This is a genomic window from Cupriavidus oxalaticus (assembly GCF_016894385.1).
GTDB classification, from domain to species: Bacteria; Pseudomonadota; Gammaproteobacteria; order Burkholderiales; family Burkholderiaceae; genus Cupriavidus; species Cupriavidus oxalaticus.
On sequence record NZ_CP069812.1, the window covers coordinates 3,710,914 to 3,737,143 of the forward strand.

General features: G+C 65.5%; 21 protein-coding genes. 1 reads left to right on the top strand and 20 read right to left on the bottom strand.

What is annotated here, in order from left to right; all coding sequences use genetic code 11:
• Positions 1–85: 85 nt before the first annotated feature.
• The 20 genes from putA to JTE92_RS29735 all read right to left on the bottom strand — a co-directional run bounded on the left by putA (position 86) and on the right by JTE92_RS29735 (position 24,917).
• Complete coding sequence (gene putA, locus JTE92_RS29640; protein ID WP_063240874.1) at positions 86–4,063, bottom strand: trifunctional transcriptional regulator/proline dehydrogenase/L-glutamate gamma-semialdehyde dehydrogenase; 3,978 nt, start codon at positions 4,061–4,063, stop codon at positions 86–88.
• Between the two features lie 195 nt (positions 4,064–4,258).
• Positions 4,259–6,556, bottom strand: a complete 2,298-nt coding sequence (locus JTE92_RS29645) for a primosomal protein N' (protein WP_063240873.1) — start codon at positions 6,554–6,556, stop codon at positions 4,259–4,261.
• 522 nt (positions 6,557–7,078) lie between these two features.
• Positions 7,079–8,176 (bottom strand): uroporphyrinogen decarboxylase, encoded by a 1,098-nt coding sequence (gene hemE, locus JTE92_RS29650; RefSeq protein WP_063240872.1) that lies wholly within the window; start codon positions 8,174–8,176, stop codon positions 7,079–7,081.
• An 80-nt stretch (positions 8,177–8,256) separates the two neighbouring features.
• Entirely contained in the window at positions 8,257–9,207 is a 951-nt protein-coding gene (locus JTE92_RS29655) for an alpha/beta hydrolase (protein WP_063240871.1), read from the bottom strand.
• A gap of 49 nt (positions 9,208–9,256) precedes the next feature.
• Positions 9,257–9,697 carry a CoA-binding protein gene (locus tag JTE92_RS29660; RefSeq protein WP_063240870.1) on the bottom strand — a complete coding sequence of 147 codons (441 nt, stop codon included), beginning with the start codon at positions 9,695–9,697 and terminating at the stop codon, positions 9,257–9,259.
• A 751-nt stretch (positions 9,698–10,448) separates the two neighbouring features.
• Complete coding sequence (locus JTE92_RS29665; protein ID WP_029046528.1) at positions 10,449–10,865, bottom strand: F0F1 ATP synthase subunit epsilon; 417 nt, start codon at positions 10,863–10,865, stop codon at positions 10,449–10,451.
• A gap of 96 nt (positions 10,866–10,961) precedes the next feature.
• Complete coding sequence (gene atpD / locus JTE92_RS29670; RefSeq protein WP_063240869.1) at positions 10,962–12,365, bottom strand: F0F1 ATP synthase subunit beta; 1,404 nt, start codon at positions 12,363–12,365, stop codon at positions 10,962–10,964.
• 33 nt (positions 12,366–12,398) lie between these two features.
• Positions 12,399–13,274, bottom strand: a complete 876-nt coding sequence (atpG, locus tag JTE92_RS29675; protein ID WP_063240868.1) for a F0F1 ATP synthase subunit gamma — start codon at positions 13,272–13,274, stop codon at positions 12,399–12,401.
• Between the two features lie 76 nt (positions 13,275–13,350).
• Positions 13,351–14,892, bottom strand: coding sequence for a F0F1 ATP synthase subunit alpha (gene atpA, locus JTE92_RS29680; RefSeq protein WP_063240867.1), 1,542 nt, complete (start codon positions 14,890–14,892; stop codon positions 13,351–13,353).
• 38 nt (positions 14,893–14,930) lie between these two features.
• Positions 14,931–15,476 carry a F0F1 ATP synthase subunit delta gene (locus tag JTE92_RS29685; protein ID WP_063240866.1) on the bottom strand — a complete coding sequence of 182 codons (546 nt, stop codon included), beginning with the start codon at positions 15,474–15,476 and terminating at the stop codon, positions 14,931–14,933.
• Between the two features lie 2 nt (positions 15,477–15,478).
• Positions 15,479–15,949 (bottom strand): F0F1 ATP synthase subunit B, encoded by a 471-nt coding sequence (locus JTE92_RS29690; RefSeq protein WP_029046523.1) that lies wholly within the window; start codon positions 15,947–15,949, stop codon positions 15,479–15,481.
• 102 nt (positions 15,950–16,051) lie between these two features.
• Positions 16,052–16,318, bottom strand: coding sequence for a F0F1 ATP synthase subunit C (atpE, locus tag JTE92_RS29695; protein WP_011299478.1), 267 nt, complete (start codon positions 16,316–16,318; stop codon positions 16,052–16,054).
• An 88-nt stretch (positions 16,319–16,406) separates the two neighbouring features.
• A complete protein-coding gene (gene atpB, locus JTE92_RS29700) occupies positions 16,407–17,273 on the bottom strand; it encodes a F0F1 ATP synthase subunit A (RefSeq protein ID WP_063240865.1) in 867 nt (288 codons plus the stop codon).
• Between the two features lie 243 nt (positions 17,274–17,516).
• Positions 17,517–18,020 carry an ATP synthase subunit I gene (locus JTE92_RS29705; RefSeq protein WP_063240864.1) on the bottom strand — a complete coding sequence of 168 codons (504 nt, stop codon included), beginning with the start codon at positions 18,018–18,020 and terminating at the stop codon, positions 17,517–17,519.
• Positions 18,021–18,340: 320 nt separating this feature from the next.
• Positions 18,341–19,255 (bottom strand): ParB/RepB/Spo0J family partition protein, encoded by a 915-nt coding sequence (locus JTE92_RS29710; protein WP_063240863.1) that lies wholly within the window; start codon positions 19,253–19,255, stop codon positions 18,341–18,343.
• Between the two features lie 20 nt (positions 19,256–19,275).
• Positions 19,276–20,049, bottom strand: a complete 774-nt coding sequence (locus tag JTE92_RS29715; RefSeq protein ID WP_063240862.1) for a ParA family protein — start codon at positions 20,047–20,049, stop codon at positions 19,276–19,278.
• A gap of 96 nt (positions 20,050–20,145) precedes the next feature.
• Positions 20,146–20,847: a 16S rRNA (guanine(527)-N(7))-methyltransferase RsmG gene (gene rsmG, locus JTE92_RS29720; RefSeq protein WP_063240861.1), complete on the bottom strand. Its 702-nt coding sequence runs from the start codon at positions 20,845–20,847 to the stop codon at positions 20,146–20,148.
• A gap of 21 nt (positions 20,848–20,868) precedes the next feature.
• Positions 20,869–22,827 carry a tRNA uridine-5-carboxymethylaminomethyl(34) synthesis enzyme MnmG gene (mnmG, locus tag JTE92_RS29725; protein ID WP_063240860.1) on the bottom strand — a complete coding sequence of 653 codons (1,959 nt, stop codon included), beginning with the start codon at positions 22,825–22,827 and terminating at the stop codon, positions 20,869–20,871.
• A gap of 221 nt (positions 22,828–23,048) precedes the next feature.
• Entirely contained in the window at positions 23,049–23,918 is an 870-nt protein-coding gene (locus JTE92_RS29730) for an N-formylglutamate amidohydrolase (RefSeq protein ID WP_063240859.1), read from the bottom strand.
• 3 nt (positions 23,919–23,921) lie between these two features.
• Positions 23,922–24,917, bottom strand: coding sequence for a Bug family tripartite tricarboxylate transporter substrate binding protein (locus tag JTE92_RS29735; RefSeq protein WP_063240858.1), 996 nt, complete (start codon positions 24,915–24,917; stop codon positions 23,922–23,924).
• Between the two features lie 179 nt (positions 24,918–25,096).
• Here JTE92_RS29735 and JTE92_RS29740 point away from each other — a divergent pair, with 179 nt between their 5' ends.
• Positions 25,097–26,059, top strand: a complete 963-nt coding sequence (locus JTE92_RS29740; protein ID WP_063240857.1) for a LysR substrate-binding domain-containing protein — start codon at positions 25,097–25,099, stop codon at positions 26,057–26,059.
• The last annotated feature ends 171 nt before the right edge of the window (positions 26,060–26,230 follow it).

Consider the following 26,230-nt stretch of genomic DNA (forward strand, 5'->3'; position numbering starts at 1 on the left):
GTGCCGCGCCCTCCTTGGTATGCGCGCCGGGACGGGATCGCCGCCACCGGTGCGCGCTTCGACAAGACGCGCGTCCGAGAATGCCTCAGCCGATCGTCATCAAACTTGCATTGCCGCCCGCGGCCGCGGTGTTGACCGACAGCGAGCGCTCGATCAGCAGGCGGTCGAGCGCGACGTTCGGTTCGCCTTGCGCCAGCCCCTGCACGCCGATGATCGGACCCGGGCGCGCCGCCACCTGCTCGCACACCGTGCGCAGCTGGTCGGAGTCGCCGTGGTGCAGCACCGCGTCGATGGCGATGTCCGCAGTGGTCCAGTCAGCCACCATGCGGACGCGCGATTGTACGCCCTTGGGCAGGCGCGCAAACAGCCCCTGCGCAACAGGGCTTTCCGGCCACACGGCCTGCGCGCCCACGGTCAGCACGGCACCCAGCTGCAGCGCCAGGTCGGCTTCCTGCGCGGCCAGGCACAGCACGCGTTCGCGTGGCAGCAGCGTGTAGGTGTTGCGCTCGCCGGTGGGGCCGGCCAGGGTCACCGCCAGGCCCGACGGCGATGCCTCGGCAAAGCGCGCGCAGGCGTCGGCGACCGCCGGCAGCTCGGTGCCGGCCCAGTTGCGGAAGGCTTCGGCGGCGCGCACGGCGTCATCGTCCGGGCCGACCGTCTCGGCATGGTTGGTCACGTCGGCCGCGCGCACGCTGCGTGCCACCGCGTCCTGCGGACACACCGACAGCAACCGGTGCAGGTAGAGCGGGCCGCCCGCCTTGGGACCGGTGCCCGACAGCGCCTCGCCGCCGAACGGCTGCACACCCACCACCGCGCCGACGATATTGCGGTTCACGTACAGGTTGCCCACATGGGCGCGGCTGACGATAAACGAGATGGTTTCATCGATGCGCGTATGGATGCCCAGCGTCAGGCCGTAGCCGGTGCCGTTGATCTGGCTGACCATGGTGTCGAGCGCCGCGCGCGGGAAACGCACCACGTGCAGCACCGGGCCGAACACCTCGCGCTTCAGTTCCTCGATGCTGTCCAGCTCGATCAGCGTCGGCGGCACGAAGGTGCCGTTGCGGCAGCTGGCGCCCTGCGCGGCGTTGGGATCGGCCTGGTGGACACGGCGACCCTTGGCGCGCATGGCATCGATATGGCGCACGATGCTGGCGCGCGCCTCTTCGTCGATCACCGGGCCGACATCGGTCGACAGGCGGTCCGGGTTGGCCATGGTCAGTTCCTGCATCGCGCCCTTGAGCATTTCCAGCACGCGGTCGGCCACGTCTTCCTGCAGGCACAGCACGCGCAGCGCCGAGCAGCGCTGGCCGGCCGAATCGAAGGCGGAGTTGACCACGTCGCCGACCACCTGCTCGGCCAGCGCCGAGGAGTCGACGATCATCGCGTTCTGGCCGCCGGTCTCGGCGATCAGCGGGATCGGGCGGCCGGCGGCGTCGAGACGGCCGGCGACATTGCGTTGCAGGATGCGCGCGACCTCGGTCGAGCCGGTGAACATCACGCCCTTGACGCGGGCATCGCCCACCAGCGCGGCGCCGACGGTCTCGCCGCGGCCCGGCAGCAGCTGCACCGCGCCGGCCGGCACGCCGGCCTCGCGCAGCAGGCGCACCGCGGCGGCGGCGATCAGCGGGGTCTGTTCGGCGGGCTTGGCCAGCACCGGGTTGCCGGCGGCCAGCGCCGCGGCCACCTGGCCGGTAAAGATCGCCAGCGGGAAGTTCCACGGGCTGATGCAGACCACCGGGCCCAGCGGGCGATGGGTCTCGTTGTCGAAGCCGCGGCGGATCTCGGCGGCGTAGTAGCGCAGAAAGTCCACGGCCTCGCGCACTTCGGCGATGGCGTTGGAGAAGGTCTTGCCGGCCTCGCGCATGATGATGCCCATCAGCGACTGCATCTGCGCTTCCATCAGGTCGGCGGCGCGTTCCAGCGCGGCGGCGCGCACATCCGGCGGCGTGGCTTGCCAGATCGGCGCGGCATTGACGGCGGCCTGCAGCGCGGCGTCGACATCGGCCTGGCTGGCTTCGGTGACCTGGCCGACCACATCGCGGTGATCGGCGGGGTTCAGCACGGGCGTGGTGATGGCGTCGGCCGCGCGCGGCACGTCGGTCCCCAGCATCGGCTCGGCGACCACGCGCTCACTGGTGCCGGCCAGCAGCGCCGACGACAGCGAAGCCAGGCGGTGCTCGTTGGCCAGGTCGATGCCAGCCGAGTTGGGGCGGCTCTTTCCATACAGCGTGCGCGGCGACGGGATGCGCGGATGCGGCAGGCCCAGCGTGCCTTCGTCCCGGTGCATGGCTTCGACCACGGCGACCGGGTCGGCGACCAGTTCGTCCAGCGAGATGGTCTCGTCGGCGATGCGGTTCACGAACGAGGTGTTGGCGCCGTTTTCCAGCAGGCGGCGCACCAGGTAGGCCAGCAGCGTCTCATGCGTGCCGACCGGCGCGTAGATGCGGCACGGGCGGTTGAACTTGCCGTCGGCGGTCGGGCCCACCACCTGGTCGTACAGCGGCTCGCCCATGCCGTGCAGGCACTGGAACTCGTACTGGCCGGGGTAGTAGCTGTGGCCGGCGATCTGGTAGATGGCCGAGAGCGTATGCGCGTTGTGCGTCGCGAACTGTGGATAGATCGCGTCCGGCACCGACAGCAGCTTGCGCGCGCAGGCCACGTACGACACGTCGGTGTAGACCTTGCGCGTGTAGACCGGATAGCCCTCCAGCCCTTCCACCTGGCCGCGCTTGATCTCGCTGTCCCAGTAGGCGCCCTTGACCAGGCGGATCATCAGGCGGTGGCGGCTGCGGCGGGCCAGGTCGATCAGGTAGTCGATCACGAACGGGCAGCGCTTCTGGTAGCCCTGCACCACGAAGCCGATGCCGTTCCAGCCGGCCAGCTCGGGCTCGAAGCACAGGCGCTCGAGCAGGTCCAGCGAGATCTCCAGCCGGTCGGCTTCCTCGGCGTCGATATTGATGCCGATGTCGTACTGGCGCGCCAGCAGCGTCAGCGACTTCAGGCGCTCGTACAGCTCGCCGATCACGCGTTCGTGCTGGGCGCGGCTGTAGCGCGGATGCAGCGCCGACAGCTTGATCGAGATGCCCGGGCCTTCATAGATGCCGCGGCCGCGCGAGGCCTGGCCGATGGCGTGGATGGCTTGCTCGTACGACGCCAGGTAGCGCGCGGCATCGTCCTCGGTCATGGCCGCTTCGCCGAGCATGTCGTAGGAGTAGCGGAAGCCCTGCGCCTCGTACCTGCGCGCGTTGGCGAGCGCCTCGGAGATGGTCTCGCCGGTGACGAACTGCTCGCCCATCAGGCGCATCGCCATGTCCACGCCCTTGCGGATGAGCGGCTCGCCGCCCTTGCCGATGATGCGCGTGAGCGCCTTGGTCAGGCCCGATTCGGTATGCGTGGCGACCAGCTTGCCGGTCAGCAGCAGGCCCCAGGTGGCGGCGTTGACGAACAGCGACGGGCTCTGGCCCAGGTGCGACTGCCAGTTTGCGCCGCTGATCTTGTCGCGGATCAGCGCGTCGCGGGTGGCCTTGTCGGGAATGCGCAGCAGCGCCTCGGCCAGGCACATCAGCGCCACGCCTTCCTGCGACGACAGCGAGAATTCCTGGATCAGCCCCTGCACCAGGCCTTCACGACCAGTGCCAACCTTCTGTTCGCGCAGCGCGGTCGCCAGCTTCTTGGCCATCTTGATGGCGGCCTCGGCCTGCTGCTGCGGCAGGCGCGCCTGTTCCAGCAGCACCGGCACGCAGTCGGTCTCGGGACGGCGGTAGGCGGAGGTGATGGCGGCGCGCAGCACCGACTGCGGCTGGATGCTCTGCGCGAATTCCAGGAACGGCTGCGGCGCGCCGTCGGCCGTGACCAGGTCGGAGGCGTCGGCACCATCGGGATCGGCCGAACCGGCGGCGCTGGTCTCGTGCGGCAGGTGCCCGCGCTCGACCTGTTCCAGGTAGGTGAAGATGGCCTGCTTGATCAGCCAGTGCGGCGTGCGGTCGATGGATTGGGCGACACGCTTGAGGCGATCGCGCGAGGCGTCGTCGAGCTTGACGCCGAGAGTGGTGGTGGCCATGCGGGCAGTTCTCCGAAAACTGGGGGGCGCCGCCGGTAATACCGCGCCGATGCCACAAGGCACGGACGCACGACCGGCCGCAGCCTGTGAGCTGGCGCGATCTTACTCCCGAAAATCCAAAAGGTGCAACCTAGTGCAACCCTATAGTTAACCCTGATAGATTGGTTGCACCTACACCAGCTGCCGCAGCCCGGCTCATATCCGGAGCGGATCGATTTCCAGCTGCCAGCGCACCCCTTTCACCGCCGTCCCTACCTCTGCGAAAGTCTGTACCCACTCGGCCACAAACCGTTGCAGCGCCGGCCTTGACGTCGCCTCGACCAGCATCTGGGCGCGCTCGCGATTGGCGATGCGCACCATCGACATCGGCACCGGGTCGTGCAGTTGCACCTCGGCCCCCAGCTGGCATGTTTCCGCATGCCGCCGCGCCGCCTGCAGGAACTGCAGCGCCCTGTCCAGCTCGCCGTGCTCGGCCGTGACCAGCACCTGGAAGCAGAACGGGGGCAACCCGGCCTGGCGCCGCTCGCGCAACTGGCTGGCCGCGAATCCATCATAGTCATGGCGCGTCAGCGCCTGCAATGCCGGGGTGTCCGGGTAGCGGGTCTGGATCAGCACCTCGCCCGGCAGCCCGGCGCGGCCGGCGCGGCCGGCCACCTGCATCAGCGAGGCGAACAGGTGCTCGGCGGCGCGGAAATCATGGCTGAACATGGCGGCGTCGGGGTGGACTATCCCCACCAGCGTCACGCGCTGGAAATCATGGCCCTTGGCAACCATCTGGGTGCCCACCAGGATGTCGACTTCGCCGGCGTGGACTTCGTCGAACATCGCCTGCGCGCTGCCCTTGCGCCGGGTGGAATCCGCGTCGATGCGGGCGATGCGGGCCTGGGGGAAGCGCGCCGCCAGCGCTTCCTCGATACGTTGGGTGCCACGGCCGAGTGGCGCGATATCGACATTGCCGCAGTCCGGGCAGTGGTGCGGCACCAGGGCCTCCAGCCCGCAGTGGTGGCAGCGCAGGCGCCGCTCGGGCCGGTGCAGCACCAGGTACGCCGAGCAGCGCGGGCAGCCGGACAGCCAGCCGCAGCTGTCGCAGGCAATCACCGGCGCGTAGCCGCGGCGGTTCAGGAACAGCAGGCTCTGCTCGCCGCGCGCCAGCCGGGCATCAATGGCTTCCAGCAGCGGCACCGACAGCCCCTCGAACAACGCGCGCTGGCGTTGCCGCTCATGGTTCAGGTCGACCAGCCGCACGGTTGGCAGCGCGGCATCGGCCTGCGCCCGCTCGCGCAGCACCAGCTTGCGGTACGTGCCCTGCCCTGCTCGCCACCAGGTTTCCATCGACGGCGTGGCCGAACCCAGCACGACCGCGATGCCGCGCTGCTTGGCGCGCCACACCGCCAGGTCGCGCGCCGAATAGCGCAGCCCTTCCTGTTGCTTGTAGGACGTATCGTGCTCCTCGTCGACCACGATCAGTGCCAACGCCGGCAGCGACGCCATCACCGCCATGCGCGTGCCGAGCACGATGCGGGCCTCGCCGCGGTGCGCGGCCAGCCACTGCAGGCTGCGCTCCTGGTCAGCCAGGCCGCTGTGCAGCACAGCCAGCGGCAGGTGCGGGAAACGCGCGGCGATGCGCGATTGCAACTGCGGCGTCAGGTTGATTTCGGGGACCAGCATCAGCACCTGGGCGCGCGGGTCGCGCTCCAGCACAGCGTGCATGGCGTGCAGGTAAACCTCGGTCTTGCCGCTGCCGGTGACGCCGTGCAGCAGGAAGGGAGCGAAACCCCGCGCCTCGGCGATCGCCTGCACCGCGGCGCGCTGCTCGTCGTGCAAGGCGGGGGCTGCGGACGGCGCTTGCATCGGCGCGGTCGGCAGCAGCAGCCGGGCGGTGCGATCGGCTTCGACCCAGCCGGCAGCCTGCCATTCGGCCAGCCGCGCCGGCGCCGCCGCGCACAGCGCGCGCGCATCGGCCAATGCCAGTGGCTTGCCGACGGCCGCGCATTCGGCGAGCGCTTGTGCCAGTGCCCGCACGCTGCGGGCGCGCGGCGGCACGGCGGCCAGCAGGTTATCCACATGCGCCGGCAACAGGCGGTATTCGTCGGTGCGGGCACGCTGTGCCAGGCCTGGCCAACTGTCGGCTTCACGCAACGCCGGCGGCAGCGCCGGCAGCATGACTTCGCCGAGGCGGCGCTGGTAGTAGCGTGCGGCAAACGCCGCCAGCGCGATCCAGTCGGGCGACAGCGGCGGCATCCAGTCCAGGCGCCGGGCCACCGGGCGCAGCCGGTCCGTGGGCACATCGGAAGTGGCGGCGCGTTCCACGGCCACGCCGACCAGGCTGCGGCGGCCAAAAGGCACCACGACCAGGTCACCGGGCGCTACCTCGGGCGTTGCCAGATAGTCGAAGCAGTCGTCGGCAGGTGTGTCCAGGGCCACACGGACGATCGGCGGCGCGATGGCCGGGTCGTCACTCAGCTCGGTGGCGACACGGCTATCGTCCGCCATCGGATCTGACCTGGTGCATGTCCATTGCGCAATCGCTGTGCATGAGTCGGCAGTACGGCGGGCGCGAGCGTTTTTGTGTGCGGCGCAACATCAACTTAAAGTAAAACTTCAAATGTGGCCCTAAGTCGATGATAGATGACTGGTTTTCCACTAATTCCACCGCCCCTGTGGATAACTTTGTTGAAAAGTCGCGCCGGAGGGCCCGGAAGGCCCGCAAATCAAGGGATCCACTGGCATCGGACCACGCTTTGCAAATCTTCCAAAGCCTTAAAAATCAAGACCTTGCAAACATCCCCCAGATAGGTTAAGGACTAACCCCCTCTTGCACTGCGGCAAACCTATCGGTGTGCATAAGTCAAGCCCCGAGAATCAACTCCGGGCACCTTTTTGGCGAATGGTGGCAAAAAAGTTAACTTGACAGGCGTAACGGCGCGCCTCCCGCAGCACCGTGCATGCGCCGGTGCATTTCGCTGCAGCGCGGGGCACCGCCGGCCCGGCCCGCGGCGGCGCATATCGCCCGGGTCACTTCTGCGCGGTGCGCAGCTTGCGGCCATAGGCATGCACTTCGTCGACCAGCACGGTGACGTGCTCGGGCGGCGTGAACTGGGAGATGCCATGGCCAAGGTTGAACACGTGGCCGTCGCTGCCACCGCCCGCCGCGAAGCTGTCCAGCACGCCGCGCACCTGTTCACGGATCGCCGCCTCGGGCGCGAACAGCACGGTCGGGTCGATATTGCCCTGCAGGGCCACGCGCCCGCCGGTACGGCGGCGTGCCTCGGCCAGGTTGACGGTCCAGTCCAGCCCGATTGCATCGGCGCCGGTATCGGCCAGTGCCTCGAGCCACAGCCCGCCACCCTTGGTGAAGACGATCGCCGGCACCTGCTGGCCGGCGTGCTCCCGCTTCAGGCCGGCCAGCACGCGGCGCATATAGGCCAGCGAGAACGTCTGGTACATGCCGTCGGCAAGCGCGCCGCCCCAGGTGTCGAAGATCATCACTGCCTGCGCGCCCGCCTCGATCTGGGCGTTCAGGTAGGCCGACACGGCTTCGGCGTTGATTTCCAGGATGCGGTGCATCAGGTCCGGGCGGCCGTACATCATCGCCTTGACCGTACGGAAGTCGTCCGAGCCGCCGCCTTCGACCATGTAGCACGCCAGCGTCCACGGGCTGCCCGAGAAACCGATCAGCGGCACGCGCTGGCGGCCGTCCTGCACCAGCGCCCGGCGGATCTCGCTGACGGCGTCGAACACGTACTGCAGCGAGGACATGTCGGGCACGGCCAGCTTCTGCACGTCGGCTTCGGTGCGCAGCGGATGCGCGAAGCGCGGGCCTTCACCTTGTGCGAACGACAGGCCCAGGCCCATCGCATCGGGCACGGTCAGGATGTCGGAGAACAGGATGGCCGCGTCCAGCGGATAGCGGTCCAGCGGCTGCAGGGTCACCTCGGTGGCATAGGCCGGGTTCTTGGCCAGCCCCAGGAAGCTGCCGGCGCGTGCGCGCGTGGCGTTGTACTCGGGCAGGTAGCGGCCTGCCTGGCGCATCAGCCACAGCGGCGTGTATTCGGTGGGCTGGCGGCGCAGCGCGCGCAGGAAGGTATCGTTCTGCAGTGCGGTCATGGTCATCCTCGTAAGACCGCCATTCTAAGGGATGGGCGGCGCGCGCCGGCGCTTCAGGGTGCACGCCCGATACGCCGTGGCGGCGCTCAGGCGTCGTCCAGCAGGTCGCGGAAGGCACCGGCGGCGCGTCGCATCCACTCGCGCGCGCGTCCGGCTTCAGGCTGCAGCCGCGCGAAACCGTGGGTCATGCCGCCGGCCTCGATGGTGATTACCGGCGCGTCGTGGCGCACCAGGAAGTCGGCGTAGGCCAGGCCGTCGTCGCGCAGCACGTCGTGGGCCGCGACCAGGATCACCGTTGCCGGCGGCCGTACCGGCGGCACGGCCATCAGGTGCACGCGCGGATCGGCATGCGCCGCGCCTTGCGCGAGGGCGTCGGCGCCGATGAACTGGGTCCAGAACCAGGCCATTTCGTCGCGCGTCAGGCCGGGACCGTCGGCAAAGGCGCGATAGCTTTCCGTAGCCAGTACCGGCGCCGTGACGGGGTAGATCAGCAGTTGGGCGTCGACCCGCACCGCATTGCCGCCGTTGAGATGCTGAGCGGCCTGCGCCGCGAGGTGGCCGCCCGCGCTGTCGCCGGCCAGCGCCAGGAAATCTGGTGCCAGGCCCAGCGCCTGGCGCCGGCCCGCCAGCCACGCCGCCGCTTCCACGGCATCATCGCAAGGCGCCGGGAACGGATGCTCGGGCGCGAGCCGGTAGTCGACGCTGGCCACCGCACAGCCGGTATCCGCGGCGAGCAATGCCGCCACGGTATGGTGGGTCTGCGGCGAGCCGATGACCCAGCCGCCCCCATGGAAGTACACGATCAGCCGCGGCGCGACTTCGCCCTGCGGCCGGAACAGCCGCGCGCCAATTGTCCGACCGGCCAGCGGGATCGCCAGGTCCTGCACGGCAATGCCTTCGGGGTCCGGCAGCAGCGAAGTGGCGGCGATCTCGGCGAAGCGGGCACGGTGCGCGGCGACGTCCGCGGGCGCGGGTACGCCGGCATAGCGGTCCGCCAGGCGGCGGTAATAGGCATGCAGTTCGGGATCGATGGCCATGGTCGGCGGGGGGCTTGTAAAAACGAAAACGGGCCTGTGCTGGCGCGGCTCAGCGCGGCGCCAGTGCGCGTGTCAGCTCGATCTTGCTGCAGCAGTCCTGGACCGCCAGCAGTCCCGCGGCGGCGGCGCGGCGCACGGCTTCGTCGTTGACGATGCCAAGCTGCAGCCAGACCCCGCGCGCGCCGATGGCGATGGCGTCATTGACCACCGCGGGCGTGTCCTCGGCACGGCGGAAGATGTCGACCCATTCGATGCGGGCTCCGCTGGCGCCCAACGCTTCGGCGGCTTGCTGCAGACTGGCGTGACAGGTCTCGCCAAGGATGCACTCGCCGGCGTGGCGGGGATTCACCGGCACGATACGAAAGCCGTGGCCCTGCAGGAATTCCGCCACTTCATGGCTGGCGCGCTCCGGCCGGTCTGACAGGCCGACCACGGCCACGGTCTTCATCGCCAGCATGGCATGTATCGCTGGCTGCATCTCTGGGTGCATTGCGGCTCCGGCTGTGAATAACTGCGGGACAAGTCTTGGGATAACGGCTGAACAACTGCAGGATAACCGTGCCGCTTCGGTCCGCCGACGGCCGGCCAGCACGGCAGACGTATCGAATCGTAACTACGATTCCGCCACACGGACATGGTGCGAGAGCGAACACGAAAAACGACCCGGGAATGATACGCTATAGGCACGTTACAGCGGCGAACGTGATCTCAACGTTCACAAAAGTGCCGCGCATGACGGCTATCGGCGCCAGAGGCTTTCAACTTCTTGCAAAACGATACATTTTGTTACTGCCATGCCGGGGAGTTTCCCCCACAATGCATTGACACACCCGCTGTTCGGGGTGCGGCGCCCCAGCCAAGATGCTGTGCAGACCTAAAGGGGCGTGGTGAAGAAAGCCCTTTTTGTAGCGTTTCTTGCAGTAACCCGATTTGCCGATCCAGCGAAGAATGCCGCTGGACCGGAACACCAGGAAGACCGTTTTAGCGCGTGGCCTTTGCAGCCTGTAGCGGATATCAGGTATCCGATGCGCCTTGATTGTCACCTGGACCGAACCCGTTCCTTCGAATTGACCCCTCGAAGGGATTTTCCCGTCCGCGCGGAGCCTCCCCGGCCCGCGCGCTTTTTTTTTGTCCAGGCAGAACGAAAGCATATCGCTGTGCCCACAAAAAAGGCAGCCTCGCGGCTGCCTTTTTTAAATGTCGCATCGAAAAAACAACAACGCGACAGCACTACCGAAGCTTTACTTCTTACGACGCAGGCGGGCAATGGCAGCCAGCTGCGCAGCCGCCACGGCGAGCTCGCTCTGGGCACGTGCCAGGTCGAGATCGCTGTTCTGGTTCTGCATCAGCTCTTCGGCCGCACGCTTGGCTTCCTGGGCCTTGGCTTCGTCCAGGTCGCCACCGCGGATAGCGGTATCGGCCAGCACGGTGACGTGCTTGGGCTGCACTTCGAGAATGCCGCCGGCAACGAACACGAACTCTTCGCTGCCGTCTTCCTTCTCGATGCGCACCGCACCCGGCTGGATGCGCGTGATCAGCGGCGTGTGGCCCGGCAGGATGCCCAGCTCACCCGACTCGCCCGGCAGCGCCACGAACTTCGCCTGGCCGGAGAAGATCGACGCTTCCGCGCTGACGACGTCTACAAGAATGGTTGCCATATCTGATCCTTTCTCCAATCGCTTCGCTTCTGGCGGCTACATCGCTTGGCGCGATACACCGCCGCCCCCGCGGGCGCGGGGGCATCGAAACAAGGCTTACTGGATCTTCTTGGCCTTCTCGAAGGCTTCGTCGATCGAGCCGACCATGTAGAACGCCTGCTCGGGCAGGTGATCGCACTCGCCGTCCACCAGCATCTTGAAACCACGGATGGTTTCCTTCAGCGGCACGTACTTGCCCGGCGAACCCGTGAACACTTCGGCCACGTGGAACGGCTGCGACAGGAAACGCTGGATCTTACGCGCGCGGTTCACGGCCATCTTGTCTTCCGGCGACAGTTCGTCCATGCCCAGAATCGCGATGATGTCGCGCAGTTCCTTGTAGCGCTGCAGGGTCTGCTGAACGGCGCGCGCGACGCTGTAGTGCTCCTGGCCCACAACCTGCGGGTCCATCTGGCGCGAGGTCGAGTCGAGCGGGTCCACGGCGGGGTAGATACCCAGAGCGGCGATGTCACGCGACAGCACCAGGGTCGAGTCCAGGTGCAGGAAGGTGGTTGCCGGCGACGGGTCGGTCAAGTCATCCGCGGGCACGTACACGGCCTGGATCGAGGTGATCGAGCCGGTCTTGGTCGAGGTGATGCGCTCCTGCAGCTTGCCCATTTCTTCAGCCAGCGTCGGCTGGTAGCCCACGGCGGAAGGCATACGGCCCAGCAGTGCCGACACTTCGGTACCGGCCAGCGTGTAGCGGTAGATGTTGTCGACGAAGAACAGGATGTCGCGGCCCTCGTCGCGGAACTTCTCGGCCATGGTCAGGCCGGAAAGTGCCACGCGCAGACGGTTGCCCGGCGGCTCGTTCATCTGGCCGAACACCATGGCCACCTTGTCGAGCACGTTGGATTCCTTCATTTCGTGGTAGAAGTCGTTCCCTTCACGGGTACGCTCGCCCACGCCGGCGAACACCGACAGACCGCTGTGCTGCTTGGCGATGTTGTTGATGAGCTCCATCATGTTGACGGTCTTGCCCACGCCGGCACCACCGAACAGGCCCACCTTGCCGCCCTTTGCGAACGGGCAGATCAGGTCGATCACCTTGATGCCGGTTTCGAGCAGGTCGGTCGAAGGCGACAGTTCGTCGAACTTCGGCGCCTTCTGGTGAATCGCGCGGCGCTCGTCGGAAGCGATCGGGCCAGCTTCGTCAATGGGGCGACCCAGCACGTCCATGATGCGGCCCAGGGTACCCTGACCCACCGGCACCGAGATCGGCGCTTCGGTGTTCTTCACCGGCATGCCGCGACGCAGGCCGTCCGACGAACCGAGGGCAATGGTACGCACCACGCCGTCGCCCAGCTGCTGCTGGACTTCGAACGTCAGGCCCTTTTCGGCGAACGACGTTTCGCCGCTGTCTTCCAGCACCAGCGCGTCGTACACCTTCGGCATCGCGTCGCGCGGGAACTCGATGTCCACCACGGCGCCGATGCACTGCACAATATTTCCGATACTCATTTCGTATCTCCGATAGCTTGAATTCTTGACGCCTCAGACCGCTGCCGCGCCGCTGACGATCTCCGACAGTTCCTTGGTGATCGCTGCCTGCCGGGTCTTGTTGTAGTCCAGCTGCAGTTCGCCGATCACGTTCTTCGCGTTGTCGGATGCTGCCTTCATGGCCACCATGCGCGCCGATTGCTCGGACGCCATGTTCTCGGCCACGGCCTGGTACACCAGCGCCTCGACGTAGCGGACCAACAGCTCTTCCACCACGGTCTGCGCGTCAGGCTCGTAGATGTAGTCCCACGAGTAGGCGCGCTTCTCTTCTTCCGTCTGCGACAGCTTGTCGGCGGCGAGCGGCAACAGCTGCTCAACCATCGGTTCCTGCTTCATCGTGTTGATGAACTTGGTGTACGCCAGGTACACCGCGTCGACTTCACCGTTGGTGAATGCATCGAGCTGGACCTTGATCGCGCCGATCAGCTTTTCCAGGTGCGGGGTGTCGCCGAGCTGCACCACATTCGAGGCCACCTTGGCGCCGATGCGGCTCAGGAACTGCATGCCCTTGCTGCCGATGGCAGTGGCTCGCACATCCACGCCGCGACCCTGCAGGCTCTTCAGCTCGTTGGTCACCGCACGCAGCACGTTCGTGTTCAGGCCACCGCACAGCCCCTTGTCGGTCGTGACCACGATCATGCCGACGCGCTTGACTTCGCGCTCCTGCATGAAGGGGTGCTTGAACTCGGGGTTGGCAGAAGCCAGGTGCGCCGCGATGTTGCGCACTTTCTCGGCATAGGGGCGGGCATTGCGCATCCGTTCCTGCGCCTTGCGCATCTTGGATGCGGCGACCATCTCCATCGCCTTGGTGATCTTGCGCGTGTTCTGCACGCTCTTGATCTTGGTTCGAATCTCTTTCGTTCCGGCCATATCTTCCTCTCCGTCCGAATCCCTGCCGCGCCCGAATGCTCAGGCGCAGCAGGGATGTCGTGGAATCACGCGGTGGTTAGAACGCGGCGGACTTCTTGAAATCCTCGACGGCGGCACGCAGGGCGGGTTCATCTTCCTTCGAGAGCTGCTTGGTCTCTTCGATGCGGTTGACGAGGTCGGCGTACTTGGTCTTCAGATGGTCGTGCAGGCCCTTCTCGAACGGCAGGATGTCCTTCACTTCCACGTTGTCGAGGAAGCCGTTGTTGGCGGCGAACAGCGAAGCGGCCAGCTGCCACACTTGCTGCGGCTGGTATTGCGCCTGCTTCAGCAGTTCGGTCACGCGGCGGCCGCGCTCGAGCTGCTTGCGGGTCGCATCGTCCAGGTCCGAAGCAAACTGCGCGAACGCAGCCAGTTCACGGTACTGGGCCAGGTCGGTACGGATACCGCCGGACAGGCCCTTCACCACCTTGGTCTGTGCTGCACCACCCACGCGCGACACCGAGATACCGGCGTTGATGGCGGGACGGATACCGGCGTTGAACAGGTCGGTTTCCAGGAAGATCTGGCCGTCGGTAATCGAAATCACGTTGGTCGGCACGAACGCGGACACGTCGCCAGCCTGCGTTTCGATGATCGGCAGCGCGGTCAGCGAACCGGTCTTGCCCTTGACGGCGCCGCTGGTGAACTTCTCGACATAGTCTTCGTTCACGCGGGCAGCACGCTCCAGCAGGCGCGAGTGCAGGTAGAACACGTCGCCCGGGTAGGCTTCACGGCCCGGCGGGCGGCGCAGCAGCAGCGACACCTGGCGGTAGGCCCAGGCTTGCTTGGTCAGGTCGTCATAAACGATCAGCGCGTCTTCACCGCGATCGCGGAAGTATTCGCCCATCGTGCAGCCGGCGTAGGCAGCCAGGTACTGCATGGCGGCCGAGTCCGAGGCGGCGGCGGCCACGACGACGGTGTATTCCATGGCGCCGTGCTCTTCCAGCTTGCGCACCACGTTGGCGATCGTCGAAGCCTTCTGGCCAATGGCGACGTACACGCAGTACATGCCCTTGCCCTTCTGGTTGATGATCGCATCCACGGCAACGGCGGTCTTGCCGGTCTGGCGGTCGCCAATGATCAGCTCACGCTGGCCACGGCCGATCGGCACCATCGAGTCGATCGACTTCAGGCCGGTCTGCACCGGCTGGCTCACCGACTGACGCGCGATCACGCCCGGCGCGACCTTCTCGATCACGTCCGTTTCCTTGGCGTTGATCGGGCCCTTGCCGTCGATCGGCTGGCCCAGCGTGTTGACCACGCGGCCCAGCAGTTCCTTGCCCACCGGCACTTCCAGAATGCGGCCGGTGCACTTGACCGTGTCGCCTTCGGAAATGTGTTCGTAGTCGCCCAGCACCACGGCGCCGACCGAGTCGCGCTCGAGGTTCAGCGCGAGGCCGAAGGTGTTGCCGGGGAATTCCAGCATCTCGCCCTGCATCACGCCAGACAGGCCATGCACGCGGCAGATACCATCGGTCACGGAAATCACCGTGCCGGTGTTGCGCACTTCAGCTTCGGCGCCAAGACCCGAGATGCGGGTCTTGATCAGCTCGCTGATTTCTGAGGGGTTCAGTTGCATCACAATGCTCCTAATTCTTCAATCCGTCGGACGGCCGCTCAGGCGGCGGTCAGCGCGGTTTGCATGGCTGCCAGGCGCGCACGCACGGAGGTGTCGAGCACTTCGTCGCCAACCTTGACGCTGACGCCGCCGATCAGGGACGGGTCCACCGCCACCTGCGCGTACAGCTTGCGGCCGAACTTGCGTTCGAGTGCGGCGACCAGGTCGTTCAGCTGACCATCTTCCAGCGGGAAAGCGCTGATGATCTCAACGTCGGACGACCCTTCGCGGGCGTTCTTGAGCGCATGGAACTGTTCGGCGATGTCAGGCATCACCGTCAGGCGGCCGTTCTCCACCAGCAGCTTGACGAAGCGGCGTGCCTCGTCGCTGACCGGGGACTTCAGCACCGACAGGAACAGTTCGGCCAGCTTGTCGCCGGGAACGTTCGGATCGTCGGCGACCGCCTTCATGTCGGCATTGGCGGCAACCTGCCCCATTTCCGACACCAGCTCGGACCATGCACCCAGGTTGCCTGCGCTCGATTCACTGGCGACGCGGAACAGCGCCTCAGCGTAGGGACGGGCAATGGTTGCGGTTTCAGCCATGATTAGAGCTCAGCCTTGAGTTGATTGAGCAGGTCGCTGTGGACCTGCGCGTTCACTTCACGCTTGAGGATCTGCTCGGCACCCTTGACGGCCAGCACGGCGACCTGGTCGCGCAGTTCTTCGCGCGCGCGGGTAACCTGCTGTTCGGCGTCGGCCTTGGCCTGGGCAATGATGCGTGCGGCTTCTGCCTGGGCGTTCTGCTTGATCTCGTCAGCCGTCAGCTGGGCGCGCTTCTCGGCGTCAGCGACGCGTTGAGCGCCTTCGGTGCGGGCTTCGGCCATGGCCTGGTCCACACGCTTGTTGGCGAGTTCGAGCTCGGCCTTGCCCTTCTCGGCAGCGGCGAGGCCATCGGCGATCTTCGTTGCGCGTTCGTCGAGCGCCTTCACCAGCGGCGGCCAAATGAATTTGGCAACAACCCACCACAGGATGAAGAACACGACCATCTGCGCAAAAAACGTTGCGTTCAGATTCATGGTGTGTTCCTTTCGGTAATCAAACTACAAATAAATGCACAAAGGCGGCACCAGGCTGGTGGCCTGCGCGCCGCCTGTCAGCATCATGCAGACCGAAAAGAATTACTGAATGACAGCCAGCAGCGGGTTGGCGAACGCGAACAGCATTGCAACACCCACGCCGATCAGGAATGCAGCGTCGATCAGGCCGGCCAGCAGGAACATCTTGGTCTGCAGCGGGTTCATCAGCTCGGGCTGACGTGCGCAGGCTTCGATGTACTTGCCACCCATCAGGGCGATACCCAGGCAGGCGCCGATAGCGCCCAGGCCGATGATGATGCCGATACCGATGGCGGTCAGACCCTGGATGTTGGCGAGAAATGCTTGCATGATGACTCCTTTAATTTAGAGAGACTTAGAACCAAAAAACCCAAAAACCAAAAAACCTAAAACTTGAAACCTGCGGCAATCAGCACTATCAGTGGTGATCGTGAGCCTGGCCGAGATACACCAGCGTCAGCATCATGAAAATGAAGGCCTGCAGCAGCACGATCAGGATGTGGAAGATCGCCCAGACTGCACCCGCCAGCACATGGCCAACGAAGCCCAGCGCGCTCAGGTCGGCGCCGAACGTCCACATCGAACCCAGCAGCGCGATCAGCAGGAACACCAGTTCGCCGGCGTACATGTTGCCGAACAACCGCATGCCGAGCGAAACGGCCTTGGCCAGGAATTCGATGATGTTCAGGACCAGGTTGAACGGGGCCAGGTACCACTTGGCGCCGAACGGGGCCGAGAACAGTTCGTGTATGAAGCCGCCTGCGCCCTTGATCTTGAAGCTGTAGTAGATCATCAGGATCAGCACCGCGAACGACATGCCCAGCGTGCCGTTCAGGTCGGCCGTGGCCACCGCGCGGTGGTGCGGGATATGCAGGTGGAAGATGCCCAGCACGCTGTTCAGGCCGTTGACCCAGTCAACGGGGATCAGGTCGATCGCGTTCATCATGGTGATCCAGCAGAACACCATCAGCGCCAGCGGAGCGATCCACGAACGGTCGCCGTGGATGATGCCCTTGGCCTGGTCGTCGACCATCTCGACGATCATTTCAACGAAGGCCTGGAAGCGGCCCGGCACGCCCGAGGTGACGCGGCGCGCGGCGGCATACAGGAACAGCACGGCGATGGCGCCGCACAGGACCGACCAGAACACCGTGTCATAGTTGATCACGGAGAAATCGACCACCGACGCCTGCTTGCCGCCGACCGAGTTCAAGTTCTGCAAGTGTTCGGCGATATAGCCGGAGGGTGTCAGCACGTGTTCCGCGCTTTGGGTAGCTTCTGCCATTGTCGAATCGAACGGTATATTGCGAAATCTTCGGGCCGCGCGCCGCTACTCCTGTGCAGCGCCCGGTACGCGTCTTGCATTGCCTTCGGCGGATTCGCCGGTCACCGCGATGCAAGCGGGTTTCCAACCTTGACCGTGTCCGGTGTCACCGCTGTGAAACCACGGTGAAACCGCCACGGAAACATCTTGATATTCCGTTTCGGTGCCCCACCTCCGGATGAAGCACCTGTTTTGTGCAGCGGCCTAGCGCAGCGCGAGGGCCACCACCCAGTAAGTCTTGAGCGCCAGCAGGAACGTGACCAGCATCGGTACCCAACGCAGATCCCGGTACAGCACCACCACCAGCACCAGCATGGCCACGGTGGCGAACACCTTGATCGCCTCGCCGAGGACCAGCCCGCCGACCGATGCACGATCCCGCGCCACCCACAGCCGGAATGCGAAGAATCCGCTCGGCACGAAGCACACCATGCCGCCGAACAACGCCGACCAGCCGTACGGCCCCGCCTCTTTCCCGAACAACGCCCAGCCCAGTGCCGACAGCAGGGAAACGATCACCTGCGCCAGGACAACCTTGCCCGGGGTCATGCGCGAAGGACGCAGCGCGCGTTCGCCAAGCAGCTTCACCGCATCGGCGTGCGACAGCGGATCGACAGCTTCCTCTTCACGGTCTGCGCCTTCTTTCCAGTCGTCCCAGTCATCTTCCTGACGGGAACCGGCGCTGCGTTGCTGACGGTCTCGAACCACTACCTGCCTGCCTCATTCCAGGCCGGAACTTATCGGCCCGACCAGAATTCAAACCGCACGATTTTAAGGGGAACTACTGATTCGCGTCAATCTGCTTACAGTTAGCTTGCAGTGCGTTGCGCACAACGGTTGCCATCACGATTGCATGATGGCTTTACAAAAATTGCGCAGCAATGATGTTTGACGTAATTGGATTGCGCAGCAGACCCTGCGCATGATGGTGGATTACCGAGTACGGCTCACGTATACCGATAATCGAACCGGCCACTGCTGTATTGATGCAACAGTCCTCTTGCAATGGCCGGTTATCGCCCGCTATTTCAGGCCGCCTGTTGCCCTTCGCGGGATTCGCGCAGGCGTACAAGCACGCCCTCGAGCGCATCGTTGTTGCTGAAGTGGATGGTGAGCTGGCCCTTGCCGCGCGCGCCCAGCTTGATCTGCACCGACAGCCCCAGCGCATCGGACAACTCTTCTTCCAGGCGCGCCACGTCGCGGATATTGTTGACGCCTTTCTGCTTGAGCGACTTCAGGTCGAACGGCTTGAGAGTGGACGCCACCAGCTTTTCGGTCTCGCGCACCGACAGCCGCTTGTTGACGACCTGGTTCGCCAGCGTGATCTGATTGGCGCCATCGACCGCGAGCAGCGCGCGCGCGTGGCCCATGTCGAGATCGCCCGCCATCAGCATGGTCTGCACCGGCGCGGCCAGGTTCAGCAGGCGCAGCAGGTTGGACACCGCGCTGCGCGAGCGGCCCACCGACTCGGCGGCCTGCTCGTGCGTAAACTTGAACTCGCGGATCAGGCGCATGATGCCCTGCGCTTCTTCCAGCGGGTTCAGGTCTTCACGCTGGATGTTCTCGATCAGCGCCATCGCGGCCGCGGCTTCGTCGGCCACGTCCTTGACCAGCACCGGCACCTTGTCCAGGCCAGCAAGCTTCGACGCGCGGTAACGGCGTTCGCCCGCAATGATCTCGTAGCGATCGGGCTCGGCCACGCGCCGCACCAGGATCGGCTGCATCAGGCCCTGCGCGCGGATGCTCGCAGCCAGTTCCTGCAGCGCGCCTTCGTCCATGCGCGTACGCGGCTGGTACTTGCCCGGCTGCAACTGGTCCACGTGCAACACGCTGGGCGCGCCCTCCTGCTTCGCGGTCTCGACGATTTCGGCGGGACCGCCCAGCAACGCTTCCAGGCCACGGCCCAGGCCCTTCTTCTTTGCCGGCGTCTTTGCGGTACTCATGGTCGATGCCTCCTTCAGCTTCAGCCCAGCTGCCTGACGCGCGCGATCATCTCGGCGCCAAAGTCCAGGTACGCCTTGGCGCCCTTGGATGACGGATCGAATGCGACGCCCGGCATGCCATAGGACGGTGCCTCGGCCAGGCGCACATTGCGCGGAATCAGGGTCTTGAACACCTTGTCACCGAAGTGCGATTCGAGCTGCGCCGACACCTGCTGCTGCAGCGTGACGCGCGGGTCGAACATCACGCGCAGCAGGCCGATCACCTTGAGCTCGCGGTTCAGGTTGGCGTGCACCTGCTTGATGGTGTTGACCAGGTCGGACAGCCCTTCGAGCGCGAAGTATTCGCACTGCATCGGCACGATCACGCCATGCGCCGCGCACAGCCCGTTCAGCGTCAGCAGCGACAGCGACGGCGGGCAATCGATCAGCACGAAGTCGTACTCGCCGTCGACTTCATCGATGGCCTGCCTGAGCCGGCGCTCGCGATGCTCGAGCTCGACCAGTTCGACTTCGGCACCAGCCAGCTCGCGGTTGGCCGGCAATACATCGTACCTGCCGGTCTCGGATTTCTGGCGCGCCTGCGGGATGCTGGCCAGGCCAACCAGCACCTGGTACACGCTGTGCTCCAGCGCCTGCTTGTCGATGCCCGAACCCATCGAGGCATTGCCCTGCGGGTCCAGGTCGACCAGCAGCACGCGCTGGTCCTGCGCGGCCAGGCCGGCGGCGAGGTTCACCGTGGTGGTGGTCTTGCCCACCCCGCCCTTCTGGTTTGCAATCACGAATACCTTGGCCATATGCTCCTGAGGCTCCTGCTTCAAATCATCCGGCCAGCCTCGTGGCCGGCAGTTCGCGGCGCTGCCTGCAGCGCCGCGGCTTAAATCATGCGTGCGTCATGCGTGCGCGCCTGCGCGCCGCGACAGCACCACCAGGTGGCGCTCAGCGTCCAGTCCCGGCACAGTGAGGCGCGGTACGTCATCGACTTGCCACTGGGTCATCAGCCCGGCGGCTTCCATCCGGTCCAGCTCGGCCTGAGGATAAACGCCCTTCATGGCGATCAGCTTGCCGTGCGGTGCCAGCAGCTGACCCGACAGGTTCACGAAATCGGCCAGTTCGGCAAAGGCGCGCGACGTGATCACGGCAAAGCCGTCCGTATCTTCCAGCTTTTCCACCGGGCCCCAGTGCGCCGCGGCATTGGCCAGTCCGAGCTGGGCGCGGCACTGGGTCAGGAAGGCGGTCTTCTTCTGCACGATGTCGACCATCAGCACCGACACGTCCGGGCACGCGATCGCCAGCGGCAGCCCGGGCATGCCGCCGCCCGAGCCGACGTCCAGCACGCTGCCCCGTGCGGGCGTACCTACCTCTGCAGAACGCGCGGCCGCGGCCAGTGCGGGCACTGCTGCGAGTGAATCCAGCATGTGATGCGTAAGCATCTCATCGGGATGACGGATCGCGGTCAGGTTATAGACGCCGTTCCACTTGCGCAGCAGCGCGAGGTAGTCGAACAGCTTGTCGATCTGCGCCGGCGCCAGCGCCAGCCCGATCTCGGCGAGGCCGGCTTCGAGACGACGACGCTGCGTGGCGTCGTCAGTCATGGTGTGTCGAGCGCCCGCCACTCAAGCCGCCTCTTCCGAGGTGCCGCCGGCGGCAGCCGACTCGGCGCGCGCACGGCCGAGCCCCTTCTTCTTCAGGTGTACTAGCAGCAGTGAGATTGCCGCCGGGGTCACGCCCGAGATGCGGGAAGCCTGACCCAGTGTTTCCGGGCGGTGCTGGTTCAGCTTCTGGCTGACTTCGAAGCCCAACCCGCGTACCTCGGTGTAATCCAGATTCTCAGGCAGGCGCGTCGATTCATTGGCTTCCAGCTTGTCGACTTCGGCCGCCTGGCGGGCGATATAGCCGTGGTATTTGATGCCGATCTCGATTTGCTCACGGATCTGGTCGGCCAACATGGCATCGGCGTCGAGCGGTGCTTCGGGCGCATGCCGGCCGCCCTGGAGCGCCATCAGCGACTCATAGCGAACTTCCGGCCGGCGCAGCAAGTCGGCCAGGCTGTACTCGCGCTCGATCGGCTTGCCCAGCAGCGGCACGGCGTCTTCCGGCGGCAACATGGCCGGGTTCACCCACGTGCTCTTCAGGCGCTCTGTTTCACGTGAAACAGTGTCGCGTTTGCGGTTGAAGGCATCCCAGCGCGCATCGTCGACGACACCCAGTTCACGGCCCATCTCCGTCAGCCTCATGTCGGCATTGTCCTCGCGCAGGCTCAGGCGGAATTCCGCGCGGCTGGTGAACATGCGGTACGGCTCGGTCACGCCGCGCGTGATCAGATCGTCGACCAGCACGCCCAGGTAGGCCTGGTCGCGGCGCGGCGTCCAGGCATCGCGCTCGCGCACGTAGCAACCGGCATTGATGCCGGCCAGCAGGCCCTGCGCCGCGGCTTCTTCATAGCCGGTGGTGCCGTTGATCTGGCCAGCAAAGAACAGGCCCCGGATTGCCTTGCTCTCCAGGGATGACTTCAGGCCACGCGGATCGAAGTAGTCGTACTCGATGGCATAACCAGGACGCAGGATGTGCGCGTTCTCCAAGCCGCGAATCGAATGCACCAGCTCCAGCTGCACGTCGAACGGCAGGCTGGTCGAAATCCCGTTCGGGTAGAACTCGTTGGTGGTCAGGCCTTCCGGTTCCAGGAAGATCTGGTGGCTCTCCTTGCTGGCAAAGCGATGGATCTTGTCCTCGATGCTCGGGCAGTAGCGCGGCCCTACCCCTTCGATCACGCCGGTGTACATCGGCGAACGGTCGAGACCGCCGCGGATGACGTCGTGCGTACGGCTGTTGGTATGGGTGATCCAGCAAGGCAGCTGCTGCGGATGCTGCTCCGGGCGGCCCAGGAAGGAGAACACCGGCACCGGGTCCAGGTCGCCGGGCTGCTCTTCCATCACCGAGAAGTCGATGGTGCGGCCGTCGATACGCGGCGGCGTGCCGGTCTTCAGGCGGCCCTGCGGCAACTTCAGTTCCTTCAGGCGCGCCGACAGCGATACCGCAGCCGGATCTCCGGCGCGCCCGCCGGTGTAGTTGTCCAGGCCGACGTGGATCTTGCCGTCCAGGAAAGTGCCGGCGGTCAGCACCACGGCCCGCCCGCGAAAGGCAATGCCGACCTGCGTCATGGCACCGACCACCCGGTCGCCCTCGACCATCAGGTCATCCACTGCCTGCTGGAACAGCATCAGGTTCGGCTGGTTTTCCAGGCGCGTACGAATCGCCTTGCGGTACAGCACACGGTCCGCCTGCGCACGCGTGGCACGCACCGCCGGTCCCTTGCTGGAGTTGAGGATGCGGAACTGGATGCCGGACTCGTCCGTGGCGGCCGCCATGGCGCCGCCCATCGCATCCACTTCCTTGACCAGGTGCCCTTTGCCGATGCCGCCGATGGACGGATTGCAGCTCATCTGGCCCAGCGTCTCGATGTTGTGGGTCAGCAGCAGCGTCTGGCAGCCCATGCGCGCGGCGGCGAGTGCTGCTTCAGTGCCGGCGTGACCACCACCGACGACGATGACATCGAATTCTTTTGGGTAAAGCATGGGACACCTCCTCCGGGAGGCTGGCGGGAAAATGCGGGAATGCGAAATTATAGCGGTATTCGACTGGCCGCTTTTCGGCGGACACCATGTTTCACGTGAAACATGGCGCGGACGATACCTGCCCGTGGCCGCCAAGCGACGCCTGAGATCCCGCGATGTTCCACGTGAAACAAAAAGGCCGGGCACAAGGCCCGGCCAATGTTTCACGTGAAACGAACTGCTCAAAGGCTGGCGCGAATATACGCTGCCACCTGCTCCGTCAGCTTGCCAAGATCGCGCTGCAAGGTATCGAACCCGGCATTCCGTTCCCGCGTCGCCTCGTCCATATAGAGCGGGCGTCGGATCTCGATCTGCAGGCTGCTGCGCCGCTCGGCCGGCCGCCCGATCTGGGCGATCAGCTGGACGCCCTTGTAGGGATCATTGCGCGCAACCGTGTAGCCCATCCCGAGCAGTTCGCGCTCGACCAGGTCAACCATCCCCGGCTCGCAGGTGGTGCCGTCCCGGTCTCCCAGCACGAAGTCCGCCAGCGGGTGCGGGCTGTCGATCTTCAGGCGCTCGTAGGCATTATCCGGCATCGAGTGCAGGTTCAGGTGCCAGACCGTGCCAAAGCGCCCGTATGCACCGTCCACGGCTTCGGCGAGCGCTGCATGGTACGGGCGGTAGTAGCGGTCCAGCCGCCCCTGCACTTCCGCCACCGGCAGCCGGCGATCATAGATCGGCGTGTCCGCGTCGATCCGGCTCCAGACCAGGCCGTAGCCCAGGCTGGTCTTCGGGCCCGGCGCCAGCGCCGTGGGCCACGCTCCGTCCAGCTGGTTCGGATCGATATCGTCGGCCATCCGGTTCGGATCGATATAGACCCGTGGGAACGTCGCCGCCAGCAGCGTGCCACCGACGGCCGGCACCGCGCCCCACAGCGCATCGACGTGCGTGTCTTCGCCGCCACGCAGCCGCGCCGCCGGGATCGCCGCGCCGAAATCCGCCGGGTACGTGGTGCCGCTATGCGGTGAGTCGCACACCAGCGGCAGCGGCTCCCCTTCCGGCAGCCGCACGATGACCGGCGGCAGCGCACCCTGGTTATTCGCTTCAGCCATGCCTCAATCCAGCTTGATCTCGGCCGCCTTGGCCACGCCGGCATAGCGGACCATCGCTTGCTGGATCTGCGCCTTGAACTGCTCCGGCGTGGTCGGCACCAGCGTGCCGCCCGACTCTTCCACCTTGCGCTTGAACTCGGGGTTCAGCATGGCCTTGTGGATGGCCTGGTTCAGCTTGTTGACGATTGCCGGCGGCGTGCCGGCCGGGGCGACAATGCCGAACCAGCCGCCCTCGCCCATGTCCTTGAAGCCCAGTTCGGCGTACGTCGGCACATTCGGCAGCTGTGCCGAACGCGACGCGCCCAGCACCGCCAGTGCGCGCAGCTTGCCCGATTTCACGTGGGGCAGCGTCGACGACAGATTGTCGGTGATGGCGTTGACCTGCCCTGCCACGGCATCATTCAGCGCCAGGCCGGCACCCTTGTACGGCACGTGCAGCAGGTCGATCTTGGCCAGCATCATGAAGTTCTCGATGTTGACGTGGCCGAGCGAGCCGGCACCCGGCGAGGCAAAGCTGTACTTGCCCGGGTTGGCCCTGGCCAGCGCGATGAATTCCTGCATGGTCTTGGCGGGCACGCTCGGGTGTACGGCGAACACGCTGGGAATGGCAACCACGTTGGTCACCGGGGCAAAGTCCTTGATCGGGTCGTACTTCAGCTTCTGGTACACGGCCGGGTTGGAGCCGTGCGTGCTGACCGTGGCCATGCCGATGGTGTAGCCGTCCGGTGCCGAGCCGGCCACCTGCTCCATGCCAAGCGAACCGCCGGCGCCGCCCTTGTTCTCGACCACGATCGACTGGCCCAGCTCGCGGCCGGCGAATTCCGCCACCAGGCGCGCCGACAGGTCGGTTGAGCCGCCTGCTGCAAACGGCACGATCAAACGGATCGGGCGCGTCGGATAGTTGGCCTGCGCGAAGGCGCTGCCGGCGAACACCAGCGTGGCGGCGGCTGCGGTGCCCGACAGCATCAGCTGGCGGCGCGTCATCGTGGCTCGGTTCATGAGGCTTTCTCCTGTTGTTGTATGCGAAGGAATCGAGCGAGTGTCGGGCGTTTACCGGCTGCGCACAAACGACTATATTGCACGTTTGCATTACCAAAGATCATCCTGCCCGTGCCCCGTAAAACACTCGGCGCAACGCAGGTTCTGCCCTCCTCTCTCCTACGCTGTAACCCTGCGCCATGCGGCTGCGTTCCCCGTCGATGTCCGAGTTGCACGCCTTTGCCGCCGCGGCAAAGCTGGGCAGCTTCACCCGTGCCGCGGAAACGCTGTGCGTAACGCAAGGCGCGATCAGCCGGGCGATCGCCCGGCTGGAGGAACACTTCGGCCAGCCGCTGCTCCAGCGCAACGCACACCGGCTTGTGTTGACCGATGCCGGCCAGAAGTTGCTGGATGCCGTTGCCGAACCGCTGGCAGCAATCGAAAACGCCAGCGCGGCACTGCTCGCTGGCGACCGGCGCCACCGCCTGACACTGTCGGTGGTGCCGACGCTGGCCAGCGTGTGGCTGGTTCCGCGCCTGCCGGACTTCCATCGCCGCCATCCGGAAATCCACCTCGACTTCGTTCCCTACCAGCGCGACGAGGATCTCTCGGGCGCCACACCCGACGCCGCCATCCTGGCGGGCGAAGCGGACAAGTGGCCGGGCCTGCAGGCCGACTATGTGATCGGGCGTGAAATGGTGCCGGTCTGCCATCCGGACCGCGCCCGCGCTCGCCGCGAGGCCGGCCGCTGGCAGACGCCGGCGGAGTTGCTGGAAGAACCCCTGCTCTATCACACGTCAGCGCCGGCCAACTGGCAGAACTGGCTGCGAGCGGCAGGCGTACCCGTCGCTGCGCCGAGGTTATCCACAGCGTTCGACCAGGTGTCGATCCTGATCCAGGCGGTACGCGCCGACATGGGAGTTGCGGTGTTGCAGCGATGCCTCGTGGGAGACGAAATTGCTGCCGGACGTGTTTTTGCGCCGTTTGATTTGCCGATTTCGCTGCAACGAGGCTATTTCTTGTGCGCACCGCGGGAACGTCGTGACCATCCGGCGCTAAACCGGTTTCGCGACTGGCTGTTGGAGACCGCACAGCACGAAGCTATCGAAGACACTCAAAAACATTCACCCGAGAACTGGAAGTCTTTAAACCAAGAACAATAAATTCTTTCAGCGAATAAGATTGCCACCGCCATCGTCCAAACCGATAACAGAAGGCAATTTCCAAATCCATTTATTCATCATCCGAATCAAACCGTACCCAGTCCTGCGCCGCGCCTCTGGACACCCCAAAACAGGCCTCCAAAACCACTTATCCCCAAAGTTATTCACACG